At 72.3% G+C, this 22256-nt stretch carries 14 protein-coding genes; 1 reads left to right on the plus strand and 13 read right to left on the minus strand.

The genetic code is table 11. The features are described from left to right. Positions 1–114: 114 nt before the first annotated feature. The 10 genes from ACFXAZ_RS11950 to ACFXAZ_RS11995 form a co-directional block, all read right to left on the minus strand. A complete protein-coding gene (locus ACFXAZ_RS11950; protein ID WP_384588200.1) occupies positions 115–1719 on the minus strand; it encodes an alpha/beta hydrolase in 1605 nt (534 codons plus the stop codon). Between the two features lie 261 nt (positions 1720–1980). After that, positions 1981–3186: a DNA polymerase III subunit delta' gene (locus tag ACFXAZ_RS11955; protein WP_384588203.1), complete on the minus strand. Its 1206-nt coding sequence runs from the start codon at positions 3184–3186 to the stop codon at positions 1981–1983. 253 nt (positions 3187–3439) lie between these two features. After that, positions 3440–6880 (minus strand): dTMP kinase, encoded by a 3441-nt coding sequence (tmk, locus tag ACFXAZ_RS11960; protein WP_384588206.1) that lies wholly within the window; start codon positions 6878–6880, stop codon positions 3440–3442. Positions 6881–7636: 756 nt separating this feature from the next. Then, complete coding sequence (topA, locus tag ACFXAZ_RS11965; protein WP_384588209.1) at positions 7637–10483, minus strand: type I DNA topoisomerase; 2847 nt, start codon at positions 10481–10483, stop codon at positions 7637–7639. A 671-nt stretch (positions 10484–11154) separates the two neighbouring features. Further along, positions 11155–11352 (minus strand): hypothetical protein, encoded by a 198-nt coding sequence (locus ACFXAZ_RS11970; RefSeq protein WP_384588213.1) that lies wholly within the window; start codon positions 11350–11352, stop codon positions 11155–11157. A gap of 470 nt (positions 11353–11822) precedes the next feature. Then, positions 11823–13343 (minus strand): methyltransferase, encoded by a 1521-nt coding sequence (locus tag ACFXAZ_RS11975; protein ID WP_384588216.1) that lies wholly within the window; start codon positions 13341–13343, stop codon positions 11823–11825. Between the two features lie 306 nt (positions 13344–13649). Further along, positions 13650–14243, minus strand: a complete 594-nt coding sequence (locus ACFXAZ_RS11980) for a small secreted protein (protein ID WP_384588219.1) — start codon at positions 14241–14243, stop codon at positions 13650–13652. A gap of 178 nt (positions 14244–14421) precedes the next feature. After that, positions 14422–16836, minus strand: a complete 2415-nt coding sequence (locus tag ACFXAZ_RS11985; RefSeq protein ID WP_384588222.1) for a sodium-translocating pyrophosphatase — start codon at positions 16834–16836, stop codon at positions 14422–14424. A 543-nt stretch (positions 16837–17379) separates the two neighbouring features. Continuing rightward, positions 17380–17823: an ATP-binding protein gene (locus ACFXAZ_RS11990; protein WP_384588225.1), complete on the minus strand. Its 444-nt coding sequence runs from the start codon at positions 17821–17823 to the stop codon at positions 17380–17382. Positions 17824–17934: 111 nt separating this feature from the next. Further along, positions 17935–18276: an anti-sigma factor antagonist gene (locus ACFXAZ_RS11995; RefSeq protein WP_355736290.1), complete on the minus strand. Its 342-nt coding sequence runs from the start codon at positions 18274–18276 to the stop codon at positions 17935–17937. Between the two features lie 78 nt (positions 18277–18354). On the opposite strand from ACFXAZ_RS11995, the gene ACFXAZ_RS12000 reads away from it, so the two are divergent. Next, complete coding sequence (locus tag ACFXAZ_RS12000; RefSeq protein WP_384588228.1) at positions 18355–20919, plus strand: DEAD/DEAH box helicase; 2565 nt, start codon at positions 18355–18357, stop codon at positions 20917–20919. Between the two features lie 58 nt (positions 20920–20977). On the opposite strand, the gene ACFXAZ_RS12005 is transcribed toward ACFXAZ_RS12000, so the two are convergent. The 3 genes from ACFXAZ_RS12005 to ACFXAZ_RS12015 are packed head-to-tail and all read right to left on the minus strand — an operon-like array spanning position 20978 to position 22021. Further along, complete coding sequence (locus tag ACFXAZ_RS12005) at positions 20978–21361, minus strand: Rv3654c family TadE-like protein (protein WP_384588234.1); 384 nt, start codon at positions 21359–21361, stop codon at positions 20978–20980. After that, the gene (locus tag ACFXAZ_RS12010; protein WP_384588236.1) at positions 21358–21816 is read right to left on the minus strand and encodes a TadE family type IV pilus minor pilin; all 459 of its coding nucleotides are present in this window, start codon (positions 21814–21816) and stop codon (positions 21358–21360) included. Before ACFXAZ_RS12010 ends, ACFXAZ_RS12005 begins: the two co-directional genes overlap by 4 nt. Next, on the minus strand, positions 21803–22021 hold the full coding sequence (locus tag ACFXAZ_RS12015) for a DUF4244 domain-containing protein (protein WP_384588239.1): 219 nt from the start codon (positions 22019–22021) through the stop codon (positions 21803–21805). Before ACFXAZ_RS12015 ends, ACFXAZ_RS12010 begins: the two co-directional genes overlap by 14 nt. Positions 22022–22256 lie beyond the last annotated feature (235 nt).

A 22256-nucleotide genomic window follows, 5' to 3' on the forward strand; every position in this document is an offset into this window, starting at 1 on the left:
AGTTTCCGGGGGTGCTCCGGACCAGCCCCGGGAGCCAGAATCCCGGATCCCGGGAGCCGGGATACGGGGCTGAGGGAGCCGGGATACGGGGCCGGCAGGGCGTACCAGGGGCTGCTACGAGCAGCGCTTCCCGTCCCTCGGCGGCGCCCCGCGGAGCAGGTAGCTGTTGATCGCGCGGTCGATGCACGCGCTGCCGCGCCCGTACGCCGTGTGGCCGTCGCCGTCGTAGGTGAGGAGGCGGCCGGAGGAGAGCTGGCGGGAGAGGGACTGGGCCCAGCGGTACGGGGTGGCGGGGTCGCGGGTGGTGCCGACCACGACGATCGGGGCGGCGCCCTTCGCGGCGATGCGGTGCGGCTCGCCGGTCGCGGCCACCGGCCAGTACGCGCAGTTCAGCGCGGACCAGGCGAACCCCTCGCCGAAGACGGGGGACGCCTTCTCGAAGTCGGGGAGGGCCGCGCGGACCTGCTCGGGGGTGTCGAAGGCGGACGGCAGGTCCAGGCAGTTCACCGCCGAGTTGGCGAACATCAGGTTGGTGTACTGGCCGTCCGGCTCCCGCTCGTAATAGCTGTCCGAGAGCATCAGCAGACCGGTGCCGTCGTTGTGCCGCATCGCGGACGTCAGTGCCTCGCGCAGTTGTGGCCACGCGCCCTCGTCGTACATCGCGGCGATCACACCGGTCGTGGCCAGCGACTCGGTCAGGCGGCGGCCGTCCTCGTCGCCGGTCGGGATCGGGCGGGCGTCGACCTTGCCGAAGAACGACTTGAGGTTGCGGCCGACCTGGCCGGTGGCCGTGCCCTTCTTGCCGAGCGGGCAGCCCGACCGGCTCGCGCAGTCCTTCGCGAACGCCCGGAACGCCGTCTCGAAACCCGCCGTCTGGTCCAGGTTCAGCCGCCGCGCGGACAGCGACGGGTCCATCGCCCCGTCCAGCACCAGCCGCCCCGTCCGCCCCGGGAAGAGCCCGGCGTACGTCGCCCCGAGGAACGTCCCGTACGACGCCCCCACGTAGTTCAGCTTCTTGTCGCCCAGGATCGCCCGCAGCAGGTCCATGTCCCGCGCCGCCTCCACCGTGGAGACATGGCGCAGCAGTCGCGGCGACTGGGCACCGCAGCCCTCCGCGTACTTCTGGTACGACGCGACCAGCGCATCCGTCTCCTTCTCGTTGTCCGGCGTCACATCCGTCCGCGTGTAGCGGTCCATCCCCGGGCCGTCGAGGCATTTCACCGGCTCGCTGCGGGCGACCCCGCGCGGGTCGACGGCCACCATGTCGTAGCGGGCGCGGACCTCCGCCGGGTAGCCGATCCCGGCGTACGACTGCAAGAAGTCGACCGCCGAACCACCCGGCCCGCCCGGATTCACCAGCAGCGAACCCAGCCGCGTCCCCGGTCCCGTCGCCTTCTTGCGGGCGACGGCGAGGCGGACGTCACCCGCCCCCGGATGCGCGTAGTCCAGCGGCGCGCGCACCGTCGCGCACTGGAAACCGGGGACACCGCACGAGCGCCAGGCCGGCTTCTGCCCGTAGTACGACATCAGGGCCGTCGGCGTGGCCTGCGGCAACGCGGCCGGCTCCGCGTCCGCCGCCGCGCTCGCCGACCCCGTCGCGCTTCCCGACGAACACGCCGAGACGAGCAGCGCGGCGGAGGCGAGAAGGGTCGCGGCGACGCGGGACGTGCGGTGGGCGCGGTCGGTGCGGTGGGTGCGGTGAGTGTGCCTGGTGTGCATCCCGCGAGGGTAACTGTGCGCGACGAGCTGAGTGCCGTACGCACGCGATGCGCCACGGATGGGCTACGGCGTCAACCCCTGGCCGACGGAACAACCGTCCCGGGGGGAGGATCGGGGGCAGCGATCCCGGGCGCCGGATCCGGGGGAAGGACCCGAGAGTGCGGGAGGGCTGGGGTACCTCGTCCCTCCCGGCAAGGTGGCCGTCCGCCACCGCCCACCACCCCGCGACTCGGCCCGTCCAGGCTCCGCCCCAGCCCGCTCTCAGCCCGCTCTCAGTGCCAACGTCATCGCCTCCACCGCCAGCAGCGGCGCCACATTGCGGTCCAGCGCGTCCCGGCACGCGCCGATCGCCTCGATACGGCGCAGCGTCGCCTCGGGCGTACCGGCGCGGGACAGCCGGTCCAGGGCGTCCTCCACATCCACGTTGGCGATGGCGACGCGCGAGCCCAGCTGGAGGGCCAGCACATCGCGGTAGAAGCTGGTCAGGTCCGTCAGGGCCACATCCAGGCTGTCCCGCTGGGTCCGGGTTCTGCGGCGCTTCTGCTTGTCCTCCAGCTCCTTCACCACGCCCGCCGTACCGCGCGGCAGCCGTCCGCCCTGGGCCGCGCCCAGCGCCGTCTTCAGCTCCTCGGTCTCCTTGCCGTCCCTGTCCTCGGCGAGCTGCTTGGCGTCCTCGGCCGCCGCGTCGACCAGTTCCTGCGCGGCCTTGAGGCAGCCGCCGACATCGTCGATCCGGAGCGGGAGCTTGAGGACGGTGGCCCGGCGCTCGCGCGCGGCCGGGTCGGTGGCCAGCCGCCGGGCCCGGTCGACATGCCCCTGCGTGGCGCGGGCCGCCGCCGCTGCCACACCCGGTTCGACGCCCTCCCGGCGGACCAGCATGTCGGCCACGGCGTCCACCGACGGCGTACTGAGATTCAGGTGGCGGCAGCGGGAGCGGATCGTCGGCAGCACGTCCTCCAGCGACGGCGCGCACAGCAGCCAGACCGTACGCGGCGCCGGCTCCTCCACCGCCTTGAGGACCGCGTTCGCCGACTTCTCGTTCAGCCGCTCGGCGTCCTCCACGAGGATGATCTGCCAGCGCCCCGTCGCCGGCGACGTGAACGACTTGCGGACCGTGTCGCGCATGTCGTCGGCCAGGATCTGCGCGCCTACGGCCGCGACCGTGGAGACATCCGCGTGCGTGCCGACCAGGGCCGTGTGGCAGCCGTCACAGAACCCACAGCCCGGCGCCCCCCCGAGCGCCCGGTCCGGGCTCACGCACTGCAACGCCGCCGCGAAAGCCCGCGCCATCTGCGTACGCCCCGCCCCCGGCGGGCCCGTGAACAGCCAGGCGTGGGTCATCTTCGACCCCTCCGGCAGGGGCGTGGCCGCGGCCACCGCGGTGACCTGCGCGTCGGCGTCCCGGGCGGCGGCGGCGAGCTGCGCGCTCACCCGCTCCTGGCCCACCAGGTCGTCCCACACGGTCATGGCTCACCCCGTCTTTCCGTCCCACCGGCCGCGCCGCCACACGCTGCGCCGGTCCTGCCTCTCATGCCTCACCGCACGGATCCATTGTGCGGCCCGGCACTGACAACGGGCCCCGACGGACAACGGACCTCGACGCCGACCTCGGCCCCCGACGCCACAACGACCCCCGACGGACAACGAGCCCTGGCAGACAGCGGCCCCCACGGACACCGAGCGTCACGGACAACCCGTCCCGCCCCGGGAGCCCGGCACCTCAGCCCCGGCGCCCCCGCCCACCGGCCCCGCCACCACGCCCCGACTCCTCGTCGTCATCGTCGTCACGCGGCCCGAGCAATTCGTCCGCGAGCGTCGGCAGATCGTCCAGCGGAGTCTCCTCCGCCCAGTCCGACCGCGGCCGGCGCCGAGGCGCCTCCTCGGCCCCGATCTGCGGCATCTCCCGCGTACGTTCCCGGGCATCCTCCGGCCGCCCGTCCCGCCGACGCGCCTCGTCCCCTCGCGCCTCGTCCCGGAAGTATCCCGGCGGCACCCGGTCCGCGAGCTCGTCCCCTCGCACGGGCGGCAGCACAGCCGTCTCGTCGGCGGCACCAGGAACGACCGGCGGCAGCACAGCCGTCTCGTCCGCCGCGCCCGACGGAACCGGCGGCAGCACGGCCGTCTCATCCGCGGCTCCGGTCGGCACGGGCGGCAGCGGCAGCTCGGCGGTCACCTCACTCTCAGAAACCCCATCGGACCCACTGGACCGGCTGGACCCACTGGACCCGCTGGGCCCACTAGAAGCACCCTCCCCACCAGACCACCCAGCCCCACCGACACCCTTCCCGGCACCCGCGGAACCGCCCCCTGAACCAGCCCAGGCAGGACCAGCCCAGGCAGCACCGGTCCCGGCAGATCCACCCCCTGAACCATCCCCGGAGCCACCCCTGAACGAGGCACCCCCGGTCTCCTCCCCCCGCACGGAAACCACCGGCGTAGGCACAGTCGCCGCCTCCGGCCCCCGCGTTTCCGGTCCCCGCGCGGAGGCGCTCGGTCCCCGCGTCTCAGGCCCCCGCGCGGGCGGCGCGCTCGGCCGACGCGGGCCCGCCGCTGCCGCCGCCGCGGCCTCCTCCGCCGCCCGGCGAGCCTGCTCGGCCCGCAGCAGCGCCGCCTCGGCCTTCTGCTGCTTCTCCAGGCGCAGGGCCTCGGCCTCCGCGCGCAGGCGGGCCTCTTCCTCGGCCTGCTTGCGGCGGCGGTCCTCCTCGGCCTTGCGGCGGGCCTCCTCCTCGGCGCGGGCCTTCTCCTCGGCGAGCAGCCGGACCCGCTCCTCCTCAGCACGGCGGCGGGCCTCCTCGGCACGCTGCCGGGCCTCCTCCGCCTGCCGTTCGGCCTCGCGCCGCTGCGCCTCCTCCAGCTCGCGCTGCTTGCGCTCGGCCTCCTCGGCGCGCAGCCGCTCCAGCAGCTCCTGGCGCTCGCGCTCCAGCCGCTCCTCCTCGGCCTTGCGGGCGGCCTCTTCCTCCGCCTTGCGACGGGCCTCTTCCTCGGCCTTGCGACGCGCCTCCTCCTGGGCCCGCACCTCGGCCTCGGACAGCGGCAGCATCTGGTCGAGCCGGGCCCGGATCACCGTGGTGACCCCCTCCGGCTCCTGCCCGGCGTCCACCACCAGGTACCTGCCCGCATCGGCGGCGGCCAGCGTCAGGAAACCGGACCGCACGCGCGCGTGGAACTCCGCCGGCTCCGACTCCAGCCGGTCCGGCGCCTCCGTGAACCGCTCCCGCGCGGTCTCCGGCGAGACATCCAGCAGCACGGTCAGATGCGGTACGAGCCCGTCGGTCGCCCAGCGTGAGATCCGCGCGATCTCGGTCGGGGACAGGTCGCGCCCGGCGCCCTGATAGGCCACCGACGAGTCGATGTAGCGGTCCGTGATCACCACCGCGCCACGCTCCAGCGCGGGCCGGACGACCGTGTCGACATGCTCCGCGCGGTCGGCGGCGTACAGCAGGGCCTCCGCGCGGTGGGACAGCCCGGCGCTCGACACGTCCAGCAGGATCGACCGCAACCGCTTGCCGACCGGCGTCGCCCCGGGCTCGCGGGTGAGCACGACCTCGTGTCCCTTGGCCCGGATCCACTCCGCGAGGGCCTCCGCCTGGGTCGACTTCCCGGCCCCGTCGCCGCCCTCCAGCGCGATGAAGAAACCGGACGCCGCGGGCGCCTGCGCGGGGTCGTCGCCCCGCAGCACCGCGTCCCGCAGATCGTGCCGCAGCGGCACGCCCGCGCGGTCGTCCAGCTTGGCCAGCACCAGCGCCGCCACCGGCAGCAGCAGCGCGCCGACCAGGATCAGCGTGAAGGCCGCGCCCCCGTGCGCGAAGACGAACTTGCCGCTCTCCAGCCGGTGCGGCCCGATCAGCGCGGCCACCACGGGCGCGAGCACCGCGCCGAGCGCCACGGACACACGTACGACCGCATGCAGATGCTCGGTCGTGCGCGCGCGGCGGAATTCCTCGGTCTCCTGGTCCAGCAGCGCGTGTCCGGTGTTGGCCGCCACGCCCGCGCCCACGCCCGCGAGGGCGACGATCAGCACCACGGTGGCGACGTCCGGGACCAGCCCGGCGGCCAGCAGCGCGATGCCGGTGAAGGCGATCGCCAGCGCCAGCAGGCGCCGCCGCGACAGGGCAGGCAGCAGTTTCGGCGCCGTACGGACACCGATCACGACGCCGCCGGTCAGCGCCAGCACCAGCAGGCCGTACGTCACCGGCCCGCCGCCCAGGTCCTTGGCGTGCAGCACGGACACGGCGACCGCGGCGGCGACCGCGCCCGCGACCGACGCGCAGGCGGCCACCAGCAGCGAGATCGCGCCCGTACGGCCCTTGTCGGCGCTCGTGCCGGTCTTCGGGCGGCGCAGTCCCTCCAGCGGTGACCGCGCGCGCGGCGTGCGCGTGCCGGGCACCTCAAGGAAGGTCAGCACCGACAGTGACGCGGCGAACAGTCCGGCGGCCACATAGGAGGCCAGCGCCGCCTGGTGCTGGGCGAACCAGTCGATGCCGGCACCCAGCAGGTTGTTCAGCAGCGAGGCGGCGACCAGTGCGGCACCGGCCAGCGGGACCGCCACGAAGCTCGTCCGCAGCGACAGGCGGCGCAGCGCGTCCATGTGGTCCGGCAGCGGCCGTACCGTCGCGCCCTCCGGCGGTGGCGCGGGCAGCAGCGCGGGCGCGGCGCTCTCCCTGCTCACCGTCCAGAAGCGCTCGGCGACGCCGGTGACGAAGGCCGTGACCAGCAGGACGGCCAGCGCGTTGTCCGGCGTCCAGTCGATCCACAGCGGTGCCACGATCAGCAGCGCCGCGCGCAGGCCGTCCGCGCCGACCATGGTCCAGCGGCGGTCCAGCGGACCGTCCTGGGAGGTGAGCGAGGACAGCGGCCCGAGCAGCACCGCCCCGAAGAGCAGTATCGCGAGGATCCGCGCGGCGAAGACGGTCGCCACCGCGAGAGCCACGCCCCGGTATCCGCCGCCGAACGAACCCTCGGTGATCGCCGCCTGGAGCGCCAGTACGACCAGCACCAGCAGCGCCAGCGTGTCACCGATCCCGCCGACCAGCTGCGCGCTCCACAGCCGCTTCAGCTGGGGTCGGCGCAGCAGCGCGCGCACCGCGCGCTCGCGGGAGTCCGCCACAAGGGCGTCGTCGGAGGCTGGTTGGTGGGCCGTCGGCTGCTCGGCTCGCGTCATGCGTTCAGCCTATCGGCACCCACCGACACTCCACGGCGCTCACCCGAACACCCGCACGCCCTCCGCCGGCGATCTTCAACCGGCAAAGCCCCTCCGGAAACCCCCGAGACTCCTCACGGCAACCCCGCCGACTCCGCCAATCCCAGGCACCACGGCACTCCCGACGCCTCCCGGCATCGGCACGGCCCCGGTCAGCCCCGGAACGCTCCGCCCCGCCGCATCCCCCGACGACGCGACGACGAAGGCCCTCGTCCGGCCCCCGGCCCCCGGCCCCCGGCCCCCGGCAAGGAACGGACCACGACCAGCAGCCCCCACGCGACCACGTACTCGACCTGCAGCCCGGGCCTGGGCGAGACCTGCGCCTTCCGGTCGTCATGTGCGTGCCAATATGCGAGCCGACCTTGTGCTGCGGGTCCAGCCCCAGCCTCGCCAGCCCACGCTCCAGCAGCCCGCGCCGCTGCGATGCCATGGTGTCCGCGGTCGCCTTGGTCTCGACCGTGTACATCACGCGAGACGACACCCTGCCCGCCCCGCTACGACAGACCGTCCCCGCCCCCGGTACGACACGCCGCCCCGCCCACCGAGCCGACCCGGTACACCCGCGGGGCTCACCGACGCCGACGCCGCCCCAGGCACCTTCCAGAACCGACAGCCCGGCCGGGCTCCCCTGCCCGGACTGTCAGCCTCCGGGACCCGGCCCGTCAGTCCACTGCCAGGCTGCCAGGCTCCAAGCCCCAGGTCCGCCGCCCGGCCTGCTCAGTCCGCCTTCTCGGCAGCCGTCGCCCGCTTCGCGGCCGTGGTCTTCGCCGTGGTCGCCTTCTTGGCGGGGGTCTTCTTCGCCGTGGTCTTCTTGGCGGCCGTCGTCTTGGCGGCGGCCGTCTTCTTGGCCGTCGTCGCCTTCTTCGCCGGGGCCTTCTTCGCGACGGCCTTCTTCGCCGTCTTCTTGGCGGGCGCCTTCGCCCGCTTCTCGGCGAGCAGCTCGAAGCCGCGCTCGGGCGTGATCGTCTCGACGCTGTCGCCGGAGCGGAGCGTCGCATTGGTCTCGCCGTCGGTGACGTACGGCCCGAAGCGGCCGTCCTTGACCACCACCGGCGCTCCGCTGACCGGGTCCGCGCCCAGCTCCTTGAGCGGCGGCTTGGCCGCCGCGCGGCCCCGCTGCTTGGGCTGGGCGTAGATCGCCAGCGCCTCTTCGAGGGTGATCGTGAAGAGCTGGTCCTCGCTGGTCAGCGACCGCGAGTCCGTGCCCTTCTTCAGATACGGCCCGTAGCGCCCGTTCTGCGCGGTGATCTCCTGGCCCTCGGCGTCCGCGCCGACGACGCGCGGCAGCGACATCAGCTTGAGGGCGTCCTCCAGCGTCACCGTGTCCAGCGCCATCGACTTGAACAGCGACGCCGTGCGCGGCTTGACCGCGTTCTTGCCGGTCTTCGGCGTGCCCTCGGGCAGCACCTCGGTGACGTACGGCCCGTAGCGCCCGTCCTTGGCGACGATCTCGTGGCCCGTCGCCGGGTCCGTGCCCAGCTCGAAGTCGCCGCTCGGCTTGGCCAGCAGTTCCTCGGCCAGCTCCACGGTCAGCTCGTCCGGCGCCAGATCCTCCGGGATGTCGGCGCGCTGGTGCTGCTCGGTGTCCTTCTCGCCCCGCTCGATGTACGGGCCGTAGCGCCCGACGCGCAGCACGATGCCGTCGCCCACCGGGAACGACGACACCTCGCGCGCGTCGATCGCGCCCAGGTCGGTCACCAGCTCCTTGAGGCCGCCCAGGTGGTCGCCGTCGCCGTTGCCGGCCTCGGCGGCGCCGCCGTTGCCCGTGCCCTCGCCGAAGTAGAACCGCTTCAGCCACGGCACCGACTGCGCCTCACCGCGCGCGATGCGGTCGAGATCGTCCTCCATCTTGGCGGTGAAGTCGTAGTCCACGAGCCGCCCGAAGTGCTTCTCCAGGAGGTTGACCACCGCGAACGACAGGAAGGACGGGACGAGTGCCGTGCCCTTCTTGAAGACATAGCCGCGGTCCAGGATCGTGCCGATGATCGACGCGTACGTCGACGGGCGGCCGATCTCGCGCTCCTCCAGCTCCTTGACCAGGCTGGCCTCGGTGTACCGCGCGGGCGGCTTGGTGGCGTGGCCGTCGACCGTGATCTCCTCGGCGGCCAGCGGGTCACCCTCGGTGACCTGCGGCAGCCGACGCTCGCGGTCGTCCAGCTCGGCGTTGGGGTCGTCGGCACCCTCGACGTACGCCTTCAGGAAGCCGTGGAAGGTGATCGTCTTGCCCGACGCGCTGAACTCGGCGTCCCGTCCGTCGGCCGCCGTACCGGCGATCTTCACGGTGACGCTGTTGCCGATCGCGTCCTTCATCTGGGAGGCGACGGTCCGCTTCCAGATCAGCTCGTAGAGCCTGAACTGGTCACCGGTCAGCCCGGTCTCGGCAGGCGTGCGGAAACGATCACCCGAGGGGCGGATCGCCTCGTGCGCCTCCTGCGCGTTCTTGACCTTTCCGGCGTACGTCCGGGGCCGGTCCGGCAGATAGTCGGCGCCGTACAGCTGGGTGACCTGCGCGCGGGCGGCGGCCACGGCGGTGTCGCTCAGCGTCGTGGAGTCCGTACGCATGTACGTGATGTAGCCGTTCTCGTACAGCTTCTGGGCGACCTGCATGGTCGCCTTCGCGCCGAAGCCGAGCTTGCGGCTGGCCTCCTGCTGGAGCGTCGTCGTACGGAACGGGGCGTACGGCGAGCGGCGGTACGGCTTGGACTCGACGGACCGGACCGAGAACCGGGTGTTCTCCAGGGCGGCGGCGAGCGCGCGGGCGTTCGCCTCGTCCAGGTGGAGGATGTTCGCGCTCTTGAGTTGTCCCAGGGAGTCGAAGTCACGGCCCTGCGCGACTCGCCTGCCGTCGACGGCCTGGAGGCGGGCGACCAGCGACGACGGGTCCGACGAATCCCCCGCGCGGCCGGTCGCGAAGGTCCCCGTCAGGTCCCAGTACTCAGCAGAACGGAAGGCGATCCGCTCGCGTTCCCGCTCCACCACGAGTCGGGTGGCCACCGACTGGACCCGGCCCGCCGACAGCCGCGGCATGACCTTCTTCCACAGCACCGGGGAGACCTCGTAGCCATAGAGGCGGTCGAGGATGCGGCGGGTCTCCTGGGCGTCGACCAGCTTCTGGTTGAGCTGGCGGGGGTTGGCCACGGCGGCCTGGATCGCGGCCTTGGTGATCTCGTGGAAGACCATCCGCTTGACCGGGACCTTGGGCTTGAGGACCTCCTGGAGGTGCCATGCGATGGCCTCGCCCTCGCGGTCCTCATCGGTGGCGAGATACAGCTCGTCGGAGTCCTTCAGCAGGTCCTTGAGCTTCTTGACCTGGGCTCGTTTGTCGGCGTTCACGACATAGATCGGCTCGAAGTCGTGTTCGACGTCGACGCCGAGGCGGCGGACCTCACCGGTGTACTTCTCGGGCACCTCCGCGGCGCCGTTGGGGAGGTCGCGGATGTGCCCGACGCTCGCCTCGACGACGTATCCGGGGCCGAGATAGCCCTTGATCGTCTTCGCCTTGGCGGGCGACTCGACGATGACGAGTCGGCGACCGCCCTGCGCGGTCTCGCTGGTCGGGGACAACTTCGCTCTTCTCTCCGGTCGACGCTGAGGCCTCCCCAGGGGCTTCTTCCCGGGTCGGGTGGTGGTGACGCTGCGGAGTGTGACGGTACATCCCGCCCCCGTGTCAAACGGGAAAAGCCCGCAACGGCCACTCGAACGGTAACCCGACTACCGCCTTTCCTGCCGCCCGGAGTGCCCACCAGGCCGGACGGGCCGATCCGGAGCGGGACCTGTCAATTACCGACGATCATGAAAAGCCGAGCACCTCGGCGTGGCGCGCCGCGCCGGGTCACGCGCCGGAGCGGCGCCCGGCGGACACCTGAGCGAATCCCGGCGGAGGTCCGGGCGCAGTCCCCGCCGGGACCTGCGGCGAAGCCACCGGCAACGCGGTCGGCGCCAGGCGCGTGGCGGGTCCGGCGAGGCGGTGACGCGCGCCCCGGCCGGGCGGGACGCTCCCACCGCGCGGGAGCACGTTCCCGGCGCGCTCCACCGCGCGGGAGCACGTTTCCACGGGCGACTTTCAGCCGCGCACTAAGGCCGAGATTCCGCGCGGCCTCGACCGGGACGGGGCGCGGATCGCACATGCACCGGGCCGGGACTCCGCCCCGTACGTCTTTTCGACACAAGGCGGTACGAGTTTTCGATTCAAGGCGGTACGAGCTGTACGTCACACCGCCGCCGCGCCCCGCACCTCAAAGGCGGCTGAAGCACCACACGGCGATCACCAGCGCGGCGACGGAGGCGAGCGTGGTGAGGACGGCGGAGGCACCCGGGCTCACTCCCAGGGCGACGGGTTCCCGGCGTCGTACCCGCACCGTGGTCCACAGCAGCAGACCACCCCCGAACAGTGCGAAGACCACTCCCGCGAAGACCGCCGGCCCGCTCTCCATCTTCCGCCGCGCCCCTCTGTCGTCCCGTCCGCGCGTACTCAGCCCCGGAAGACTGGCACGCGCGCACGGCACCCAGGCGAACCCGAGGTGAACGCAGGGGCGACACGGGCGGGGCGGGTGGGACCAGTGGGACGGAAGGGGCGTACGCGTGGCGCGTGCCGGGCGCTCGGGCGGCACGGGAGAGACGGGCGGCAAGGGAGAGACAGGCAGCGCGGGCGGGCACGGGCGGCACGGGGCAGGATTTCGGGCATCCGGGGCGCCACGGGTCGAGGCTCCGGCGCATCCACCGACAGGGAGTCAGATCAGATTAAGGAGTCAGATTTCTGAGCACCCTGGCGGCACGGGGCAGCGATGGCGACAGCCGTACGGCCCCGACCCGCGCCCCTCGCACCAGCCGGCACCTCCCCCGCGCCTCTCCGCGCCTCCCCCCCTCACTTCCCTCTACCACTTCCCCCTACCGGCTCGGCCCCTTACCCGGCCGGCTCCAGGAACCCCTGCTCCACCAGCAGCCGGATCTGCGTGGGCGTGCGGTCCCGCAGCAACACCGGGTCCTCGCCGACCAGTTGCGCGATGGCGTCGAGGATCCGTCCGGCGGTCAGGGAGCCGTCGCACACGCCCGCGAAGCCCGCGCCGACGGTGTCCACGCGGGTGGCCCGGCGCATGCCCCGGTTCTGCCGCAGCACGACATGTTCCGGGTCCTCGGCGCCGGGCAGTCCGACCTGCTCCTGGACCACCTCGACGCCCAGCCGGAACCGCTCCTCCAGCAGCGCGGCATCGTCGCGCGAGCGGAGGTAGTCGAGCCGGTCGAAGTGCGCGACGACGGTGTCGCCGAGCGGCTGCTCCACCGGGTGCGGCCACTCCTCGACGGTCACCGACGGCACGGCCGCGTCCGTCCGGCGCAGGGTGATCCAGCCGAAGCCGATCGACTTCACCTTGCGCGCCTCGAACTCGTCCAGCCAGGCGTCGTACCGCGCCTCGTACTCGGCCACGTCACCCCGGTGGTCCCCGGCGTCGCGCAGCCACAGTTCGGCGTACTGCGTGATGTCCTGTGCGTCGCGCTGCACGATCCAGGCGTCGCACCCGCGCGGCACCCACGAGCGCAGCCGCTCCTGCCAGTCCTCCCCTTCCACGTGCTGCCAGTTGGCGAGGAACTGCGCGAACCCGCCCATGTTCAGCCGTTCCCCCGCTCCCTGAACGAGCGAGCGGCACAGATCGTCCCCGCCCATCCCGCCGTCCCGGTACGTCAGCCGCGCGCCGGGCGAGATCACGAACGGCGGGTTGGACACGATGAGGTCGTACGTCTCCCCGTTCCTGAGCGGCTCGAACAGCGAGCCCTCGCGCAGTTCCGCGGCGGGCGCGCCGGACAGGGCGAGGGTGAGGGCGGCGATGTGCAGCGCGCGCGGGTTCACATCGGTCGCCGTCACGCGCGTGGCGTGCTGCGCGGCGTGCAGTGCCTGGATGCCGGAGCCGGTGCCGAGGTCGAGCGCCGCCGCGACGGGCGTACGGACGGTGATCCCGGCCAGCGTCGTCGACGCGCCGCCGACGCCCAGCACGACGCCCTGCGCGCGGCGCCCGATCCCACCCGCGCCGCCGACCGCGCAGCCCAGGTCGGACACGATGAACCAGTCCTCACCGTCCGGCCCGCCATAGGGCCGTACGTCGACGGTCGCGGCGACCTCGTCCGCCCCGACGGCCGTCAGCCAGCCGCTCTCCAGACAGTCGGCCACCGGCAGAACGTCCCGCACGCGCGCGTGCGGCACCGGTTGCTGCAACAGGAGCAGCCGTACGAGGGTTTCCAGCGGCGTGTCGCCGCGTGTCGCCCGGAGCGCGGGCACGGTCTCGCTGCGCGCCAGCGCCGCGTACGCGGGGGCGCCGAGCAGTTCGAGCAGCCCGTCGGCGGTGAAGGCGGCCCCTAGGAGGGCCTCCCGCAGCCGGGCGGCGACATCGGGACGATCGGCGGAAGGCAGGGGCGGCAGGCTCGCGTCAATCACGCTTCCATTGTGTCCGCAACGCCCGCCGCAGCCCCACCGCGGCGCTCACACGGCCCCGCGCGGCGCCGCGCAGCCCCGCGCGGACGGCCGTACCCCGCCCGAGAGCACCAGCCTCAACGCCCGCCAGGCGTACGCCCCCACTCACGCCGCGCCGGAAGCCACTCCGCTCGCCACACCCGCCCGTACCAGCCCTCAATCCCCTGAGCCCACCGGCCCACGCCCCAAAAGCCCACGCCTCACAGGCCCACCGCCCCGCAGGCCCATACGTCCACAGGCCCGCCCCAGCCCACCGCGGCCTTCAAACCCTCACTCAGCCGCAGCCGTGGACTCCGCAGACGCACTCTTGCAGCTCTGCTGCCTCGCCATGGCCTGCCCGACCTCGCCCTCCTCCAGCGTCTTGAGGGCGTCGTTGCCGCTCTGGCCGAGCTTGTCCAGCTCGGTGGCGATGTCCTTGAGGCCGTCGGCGAACTTGGCCTGGTCCTTGGTGTCGAGTTCGTCGACCTGCGTCTTGAGGGACGCATAGGACGTGGCGATGCCGTTCAGCTCCTCGACGGCGTCCTGCTGCTTCTTCTCGCCGTTCTCGATGTCCGGGGCCCCGGCCTTGCTGACGGCGGTGCCGATCGCCTTATAGGCGTCGGACATGTCCTTGAACGCCTGCGCGTCGGTCTTCTGGACCTCGTCCGGCGTGCTGTTGTCGGAGGTCTCCTCCTGGATCGCGGCATTGGCGGCCTCGATCTTCTTCGCCTGCGGCTGCACCGCGTCGCACACCTGCTTGGCCCAGGCGTCCAGCTTCTCGTTGCTGTCGTCGTCACCGCTGCACCCGGTCAGCGCCAGTACCAGTACCGCACCGCCGGACAGCGCGGCCCCGAGCTTCTTGTTCACCGGTTTGGTCCCTTCCATGGCTCTCGGCCCCGGAACATACACGGGACACGCGCGACACCACCGTGGCGTACGTCGGATAAGCACACTTTTGCCACTGTTCGCACGGGCGAGAGAAGGCTCACGAGAGGGGCGTGAACGGCATGAGGCGGGCGCAGGACGCGACAACGCACGCCCTCCGCCCGCCCCAAGGGCACCGCTAAGGCACCACCGCCGGATTCGCCGGTTCCGAGGTCCCCGCGCTGTCCGGGTCCCCGTCGTCGTCCCCCATGGCGATCCCGCGCCGCTTGGAGACGTACACCGCCACCGCGATCACCAGGAACGCGAGCACGGCGATCAGGATCCGGACCGTGAGGTTCTCGTCGGGCCCGTACGAGAAGTTGATCACCGCCGGAGCGATCAGCAGCGCCACCAGGTTCATCACCTTGAGCAGCGGGTTGATCGCGGGGCCCGCGGTGTCCTTGAAGGGGTCGCCGACCGTGTCGCCGATCACGGTCGCGGCATGGGCCTCGCTGCCCTTGCCGCCGTAGTGGCCGTCCTCGACCAGCTTCTTGGCGTTGTCCCAGGCTCCGCCGGAGTTGGCGAGGAACACCGCCATGAGCGTGCCCGCCCCGATCGCGCCCGCCAGAAACGCGCCGAGCGGACCCACGCCGAGCGTGAACCCGATGAAGATCGGCGCCATGACCGCGAGCAGACCCGGCGTGGCCAGCTCCCGCAGCGCGTCCCTCGTACAGATGTCCACGACTTTTCCGTACTCGGGCTGCTCGGTGTAGTTCATGATCCCGGGATGCTCGCGGAACTGCCGCCGGACCTCGTAAACCACCGCGCCCGCGGACCGCGACACCGCGTTGATCGCCAGCCCCGAGAAGAGGAAGACGACCGCGGCGCCGGCGATCAGCCCGACGAGGTTGTTGGGCTGCGAGATGTCCATCATCAAGGTCATCGGGGCGCCGTCGCCGGTGAGTTTCTCCCCGACGTCCCGCGCCCCTGTCGTGATCGCGTCCCGGTACGACCCGAAGAGCGCCGCCGCCGCCAGGACGGCGGTGGCGATGGCGATGCCCTTGGTGATCGCTTTGGTGGTGTTGCCGACGGCGTCGAGGTTGGTGAGCACCTGCGCGCCCGCGCCCTCGACGTCGCCGGACATCTCGGCGATGCCCTGGGCGTTGTCGGAGACCGGCCCGAAGGTGTCCATGGCGACGATCACACCGACCGTGGTGAGCAGCCCGGTGCCCGCCAGGGCGACGGCGAACAGCGCCAGCATGATCGACGTACCGCCGAGCAGGAAGGCCCCGTACACGCCGAGCCCGATCAGCAACGCGGTGTAGACGGCCGATTCCAGGCCCACCGAGATACCGGCCAGGACGACGGTCGCCGGGCCGGTCAGCGAGCTCTTGCCGATGTCCTTGACCGGGCGCCGGTTGGTCTCGGTGAAGTAGCCGGTCAACTGCTGGATGACGGCGGCGAGCAGAATGCCGATCGCGACCGCCACCAGCGCGAGGATCCGCGGATCGCCGCTCTTGGCCGCGACGGCCGCGTCGGTGACGCCGTCGAGGTCGGCGTACGACGACGGCAGATAGACGAACACGGCGACGGCGACCAGGACCAGCGAGATCACCGCGGAGACGAAGAAGCCCCGGTTGATCGCCGTCATGCCACTGCGGTCGCTGCGGCGGGGAGCGACCGCGAAGATCCCGATCATCGCCGTGACGACGCCGATCGCGGGCACCAGCAGCGGGAAGGCGAGGCCCGCGTCCCCGAAGGCGACCATGCCGAGGATCAGCGCGGCCACCAGGGTCACGGCGTACGACTCGAAGAGGTCGGCCGCCATGCCCGCGCAGTCGCCGACGTTGTCACCCACGTTGTCCGCGATGGTCGCGGCATTGCGCGGATCGTCCTCCGGGATGCCCTTCTCGACCTTGCCGACCAGGTCGGCGCCGACGTCGGCGGCCTTGGTGAAGATGCCGCCACCGACCCTCATGAACATGGCGATCAGGGCGGCACCGAGGCCGAAACCCTCCAGTACCTTCGGCGCGTCGGCCGCGTAGACCAGCACCACACAGGAGGCGCCGAACAGTCCGAGCCCCACCGTGAACATGCCGACGACACCGCCGGTGCGAAAAGCGATCTTCATCGCCTTGTGCGAGACCTCGGTGAGATCCTTTTCCGCCTCGCCCTCCGCCGGGGTCGCCTCCCGGGCCGCCGCGGCGACCCGCACATTGCTGCGCACGGCGAGCCACATGCCGATATACCCGGTGGCGGCGGAGAACGCGGCGCCGATCAAGAAGAACACCGATCGCCCGGCCCGCTGATTCCAGTCGTCGGCGGGCAGCAGCAGGAGCAGGAAGAACACCACGACGGCGAATACGCTGAGGGTGCGCAACTGCCGGGCCAGATAGGCGTTCGCGCCTTCCTGCACGGCCGCCGCGATCTTCTTCATGCTGTCGGTGCCCTCGCCCGCGGCGAGCACCTGACGCAGCAGCACACCGGCGACGACGAGCGCGGCCAGCGCGACGGCCGCGATGACCATCACGATGACCCGGTTGTCGTCGGTGAGCACCGCGGCCATGAAGGTTGGGGGATGGTCCAGCTGATGAGGGGTAGAAAGCCCCGCCATTCGTCCTCCTTGACGCTTGGGCTGAGCTCAAGATGTGGACGGAGTGTAGGGATCTGATCCTGATCAAAACAGTGCGCGGTAAGCGGAATTAGCCTTCACATACTCTTCAGCGAATGATCGCGCGAAAACCATGATCCCGATAGTGGTAATGCGCCGAAAGAATTAATGGCTTGATCGTGAATTCCTTCACGATTTCGACAGCACGATCGGGCCCGGAAAAGAATCAAGGACCCCGCCGCGGCGGGGTCCTTGGATGTGTGGGCCATAATTCAGCCGAACGCGTGCGTACGAGCCTGACACTGACGTACGAGCCGTGCCTCGGGTGCCGTGGGCCATACGAGCCGCACTTCGGGTGGGTGGGCCGTACAAGCCGGGCCTCGGGTGTGCCGTGAGCCGCGCGAGCCATACGTCGGCTACGAGCCGTAGGTCGGTGCCATTGGGCCGCAGGCGGCGCTGCGGCTACGCCTCGGCGCCACGAAGCCGTACATCCGGCCCTATGGGGCGCGCATCGGCCCTATGCCCCCATGGAGCCGTCCGCCAGCCCTACGGCAGCGCCGACGCCCCCTGCGGTGCCGTCTCCGCCGGGGTCGTGGGCCAGGTCATCCGGATCAGCCCGCCGTGTTCGTCGGCGGTGACCTCGACGTCGTCCACGAGCCCGCTGATCACCGCGAGGCCCATCTCGTCGTCCTCGGAGTCCGTGTCCGCCTCGCCGGGTGCCGACGCGCCGGGCACCGACCGCGGGGCCTCGTCGCCGACCTCGATGGAGAACTGTTTCTCCTCCTCGATCAGCGCCACCCTCACCGGCGCGGTGATCCCGCCGCTCTGGTGCAGTCCCACGGCCCGGGTGCAGGCCTCGCCCACGGCGAGCCGCACCTCGTCCAGAACCGCCTCGTCCACCCCGGCCCTGCGCGCCACCGCAGCCGCCACCAGCCGGGCGGTGCGAACGTGCTCGGGCAGCGCGCTGAAGCGGAGTTCGACGGTGGCCATGCATCCCCCTCGGAGCTACGGGCGTGCGATCGGGGCCGGGCCGCCGAACGCCCGGTCCCCAGTGAAGTACTCGTCCGTGTCCGGGCCGCGCGAGCGGCCCGGACCGGATGGTCAGTCGGTGGCCGCGACCGCTTCGTCGACCGTGGTGTGGATGGGGAACACCTTGGTGAGGCCGGTGATGCGGAAGATCTTCAGAATGCGCTCCTGGTTGCACACCAGACGCAGGGAGCCCTCATGGGCACGCACCCGCTTCAGGCCGCCGACCAGCACGCCGAGACCGGTGGAGTCGAGGAAGTCCACGCCCTCCATGTCGACGACGAGGTGGAAATTCCCGTCGTTCACCAGCTCGACCAACTGCTCACGCAGCTTGGGCGCGGTATATACGTCGATTTCGCCACCGACCCTGACGATCGTGCGATCGCCGATGGTTTCGGTCGACAGGGACAGGTCCACGGATCCTCCAGCACCTTGCTATCGAGCGGTCGCCCTTGGGCACCTCGGCGGAGCCCCCGGGTCGGTTCGCCAGCCGCGATGGCATTCAATCACTTACCGGCAGGCGTGCACGACGCCTTGGCTCCATTGTCCGTCACTCCAATGACACACTCGGTGCCGATGGCCAAGAATCACCGTTTCGATCGACTCCCGACGGACTCCGCGCCACGCCCCGCCCCGGGCGCGGTGCTGGACCGGCTCGCCTCGGGCCCGAACCGGGCTTCGCGCATCACTCATACGGAGCACTTGCCCCCGCGCGCGGGCCGCCATGCCGTCTGGCCGGACCGGATCCGTCCCGAGGTGATCGCCGCCGTGCGGGCAGCGGGCATCGAGCACCCCTGGGCCCACCAGGCACGGGCCGCCGAGCACGCCCTGGACGGCGACTCGGTGGTCGTCGCCACCGGCACCGCCTCCGGCAAGTCCCTGGCCTATCTCGTCCCCGTGCTCTCCACCCTCCTGGACGGTTCCGAGGCCCCGAACGGCCGCGGCGCCACCGCCCTCTACCTCGCCCCCACCAAGGCCCTGGCAGCCGACCAGTGCCGTTCCGTGAAAGATCTCTCACGCCCCCTGGGCACTGCTGTTCGACCCGCCGTCTACGACGGCGACACGCCGTTCGAGGAACGCGAATGGATCCGCCAGTACGGCACGTACGTCCTGACCAACCCGGACATGCTGCACCGCGGCATCCTGCCCTCCCACCCCCGCTGGTCCTCCTTCCTGAAGTCGCTCAAGTACGTCGTCATCGACGAGTGCCACACCTACCGCGGTGTCTTCGGCTCGCACGTCGCCCAGGTGCTGCGCCGGCTGCGCCGCCTGTGCGCCCGCTACGGTTCCTCCCCGGTCTTCCTGCTGGCCTCCGCCACGGCCGCCGAGCCCGCCGTCGCCGCCCGGCGCCTGACCGGACTGCCCGTGGTCGAGGTCGCCGACGACGCCTCCCCGCGCGGCGAACTGGTCTTCGCCCTGTGGGAGCCGCCGCTGACCGACCTGGAGGGCGAGCGGGGCGCCCCGGTCCGCCGTACGGCCACCGCCGAGACCGCCGACCTGCTCACCGACCTCACGCTCCAGGGCGTGCGCTCGGTCGCCTTCGTCCGCTCCCGGCGTGGCGCCGAGCTGATCTCGGTCATCGCCCAGGAACGCCTCGCGGAGATCGACCGCTCCCTGTCCCGGCGGGTCGCGGCCTACCGGGGCGGCTATCTCCCCGAGGAGCGCCGCGCCCTGGAACAGGCTCTGCACTCCGGCGAACTCCTCGGCCTCGCCGCCACCACCGCCCTCGAACTGGGCATCGACGTCTCCGGCCTGGACGCCGTTCTCATCGCCGGCTACCCCGGCACCCGCGCCTCCCTGTGGCAGCAGGCCGGCCGCGCGGGCCGCGCCGGGCAGGGCGCCCTCGCCGTGCTGATCGCCCGCGACGACCCGCTCGACACCTTCCTGGTCCACCACCCCGAAGCCCTGTTCGACCAGCCCGTCGAGTCCACCGTCCTCGATCCCGACAACCCCTACGTCCTCGCCCCGCACCTGTGCGCGGCGGCGGCGGAGCTGCCCCTGACCGACGACGACCTCGCTCTCTTCGGCCCCGGCTGCGCGGAGCTGCTGCCGCAGCTGGAGGCCGCGAAGCTGCTGCGCCGCCGGGCCACCGCCTGGCACTGGACACGCCGGGAGCGGGCCGCCGACCTCACCGACATCCGCGGCGGGGGCGGCACCCCCGTGCAGATCGTCGAGTCCGGTACGGGGCGGCTGCTCGGCACGGTCGACGCGGGCGCCGCCCACACCACCGTCCACGAGGGCGCGGTCCATCTCCATCAGGGCCGCACCTACCTGGTGCGCTCCCTCGACCTGGACGACAGCGTCGCCCTGGTCGAACGGGCGAGCCCCCCGTACTCCACGGTCGCCCGCGACACCACCTCCATCTCCGTCCTGGACACCGACACCGAGATCCCCTGGGGCGCGGGCCGGCTCTGCTTCGGCTCGGTCGAGGTCACCAACCAGGTCGTCTCCTTCCTGCGCCGCCGTCTGATCACCGGCGAGGTGCTCGGCGAGACCAAGCTCGACCTCCCGCCGCGCACCCTGCGCACGCGCGCGGTGTGGTGGACCGTCACCGAGGACCAGCTCGACGCCGCCCGCATCAACCCGGAGATCCTGGGCGGCGCCCTGCACGCCGCCGAACACGCCTCCATCGGCATGCTGCCGCTCTTCGCCACCTGCGACCGCTGGGACATCGGCGGCGTGTCGGTCCCCCTGCACCCCGACACGCTCCTGCCGACGGTCTTCGTCTACGACGGCCACCCGGGCGGCGCCGGATTCGCCGAGCGCGCCTTCCACACGGCCCACGCCTGGCTCACGGCCACCCGCGAGGCCATCGCCTCCTGCGAGTGCGACGCCGGCTGCCCGTCCTGCATCCAGTCCCCCAAGTGCGGCAACGGCAACGACCCGCTGCACAAGAGGGGTGCGGTACGGCTCCTCACCGAGCTGCTGCGCGAGGCGCCACCGCAGGCACCGCAGGCACCGCAGGCACCGCAGGCACCGCAGGCACCGCAGGCACCGACGGAGCCTTCTCACGGAACCGCCGCGGAAGGCACCCGCGGCACCGGAGGCGCCGACGGATGAGGCCAGGACGGCCCAGGCGGGCTCCGAGGCCACCCCCTGGCCCCGCTCAGGGCCACGGTCACGGATCCGGACCCGGCGGCCCCGCCCGCGCCCTCACCTCCGCCTCGAACGGCTCCCGCCCCGAGGCGGCCGTCACATCCGAGATCTCCCCCACGACGGCACACCGCACCAGCCGGACCCCGTGCGCCCGCGCGACCTCCTCCGCCCGCGCGCAGGCCGCCGTGGCTCCTTCCGCCCAGTGATCGGCCGCCGCCAGTGCCGCGAGATCCGCACCGCCCGCCGCGCGATGCCGGACCATGACGGCCTGGCCGAGGAGGAGCACCGTGCCGAAGACGGCACACAGCACCGCGATCACGGCGAAGCTCACGACGGTGGCGGAGCCACGGTCCCCTCCCCGGCCCTCCCTGGCCGCCCACCACGCCCGGAACCGGCGGCCCCTCACGGCCCGGCCTCCACGGTCCCCGAGGCGGCGCCCTTGGGCCCGGCCGCGCCCTCCACGGACGCCACAGTCCCTTCCGTGGACGCCACGGCCCCCTCCACCGACGCCACGGCCTCCTCCCGTACGTCGAAGGCGAACCGCCCCAGTACCCAGGGCCGCGCCACGACCACCACCCGCACCCGGTCCCCCTCCCGGCTGAGGGTGACCTCCGCGCCACGCGGAGCGGCGGCGCGGGTCAGCTCGACGACCGCCCCGTCCGGATCCTGCCGGGCCGCCGCGCGGGCGCCCGTCCTGGCCGCGTCCACACACTGGATCTGCGCGGCGACGACGAAGAGCGCCCACACCAGCGCCATCGAGAACACCACCAGCACCGGCAGCACCACGGACGCCTCCACCGTCACAGAGCCCCGGTCGGACCTCCATGCCCCACCCGCGCGCAGCCGCTCACCCACTCGCATCGAGGGCCCTCTCCACGATGGCCTGCAACTCCGCGGCGACTGTCCCGCTGGTCAGCACCCGGTAGAGCACGACGGCGAACCCGGCCGCCGCCACAAGGCCGAGCGCGTACTCCGAGGTGACCATTCCGGCGTCACCCCGCGCCCGTCGCATCCTCCGCACCCGACACACCAGGACGCGCAGCCGCGCCCGCACCAGTCCGTACATCTCAACCCCCGTAGGTCCTTGCCGACTTGTCAGTCACACGTCAGTCACACGCCGGTCGCCGCTCGGCACTCAAGGAGCGCCCCTAGCCGCAGGCCGTTGATCACTGGGCGTTTCGCCATTGGTCGTTCCGCCATGGGTCGCTGGCCGCCGGCTGTCGGCTGCCGGCCCCTTGGGCATCGACCGTCAGCCGTCCGTTCGCCTGTCATCGGCCGTTGGCCCTCGGCCATGCCTCACT

The sequence above is a fragment of the Streptomyces sp. NPDC059477 genome (assembly GCF_042749375.1).
Classification (GTDB): domain Bacteria; phylum Actinomycetota; class Actinomycetes; order Streptomycetales; family Streptomycetaceae; genus Streptomyces.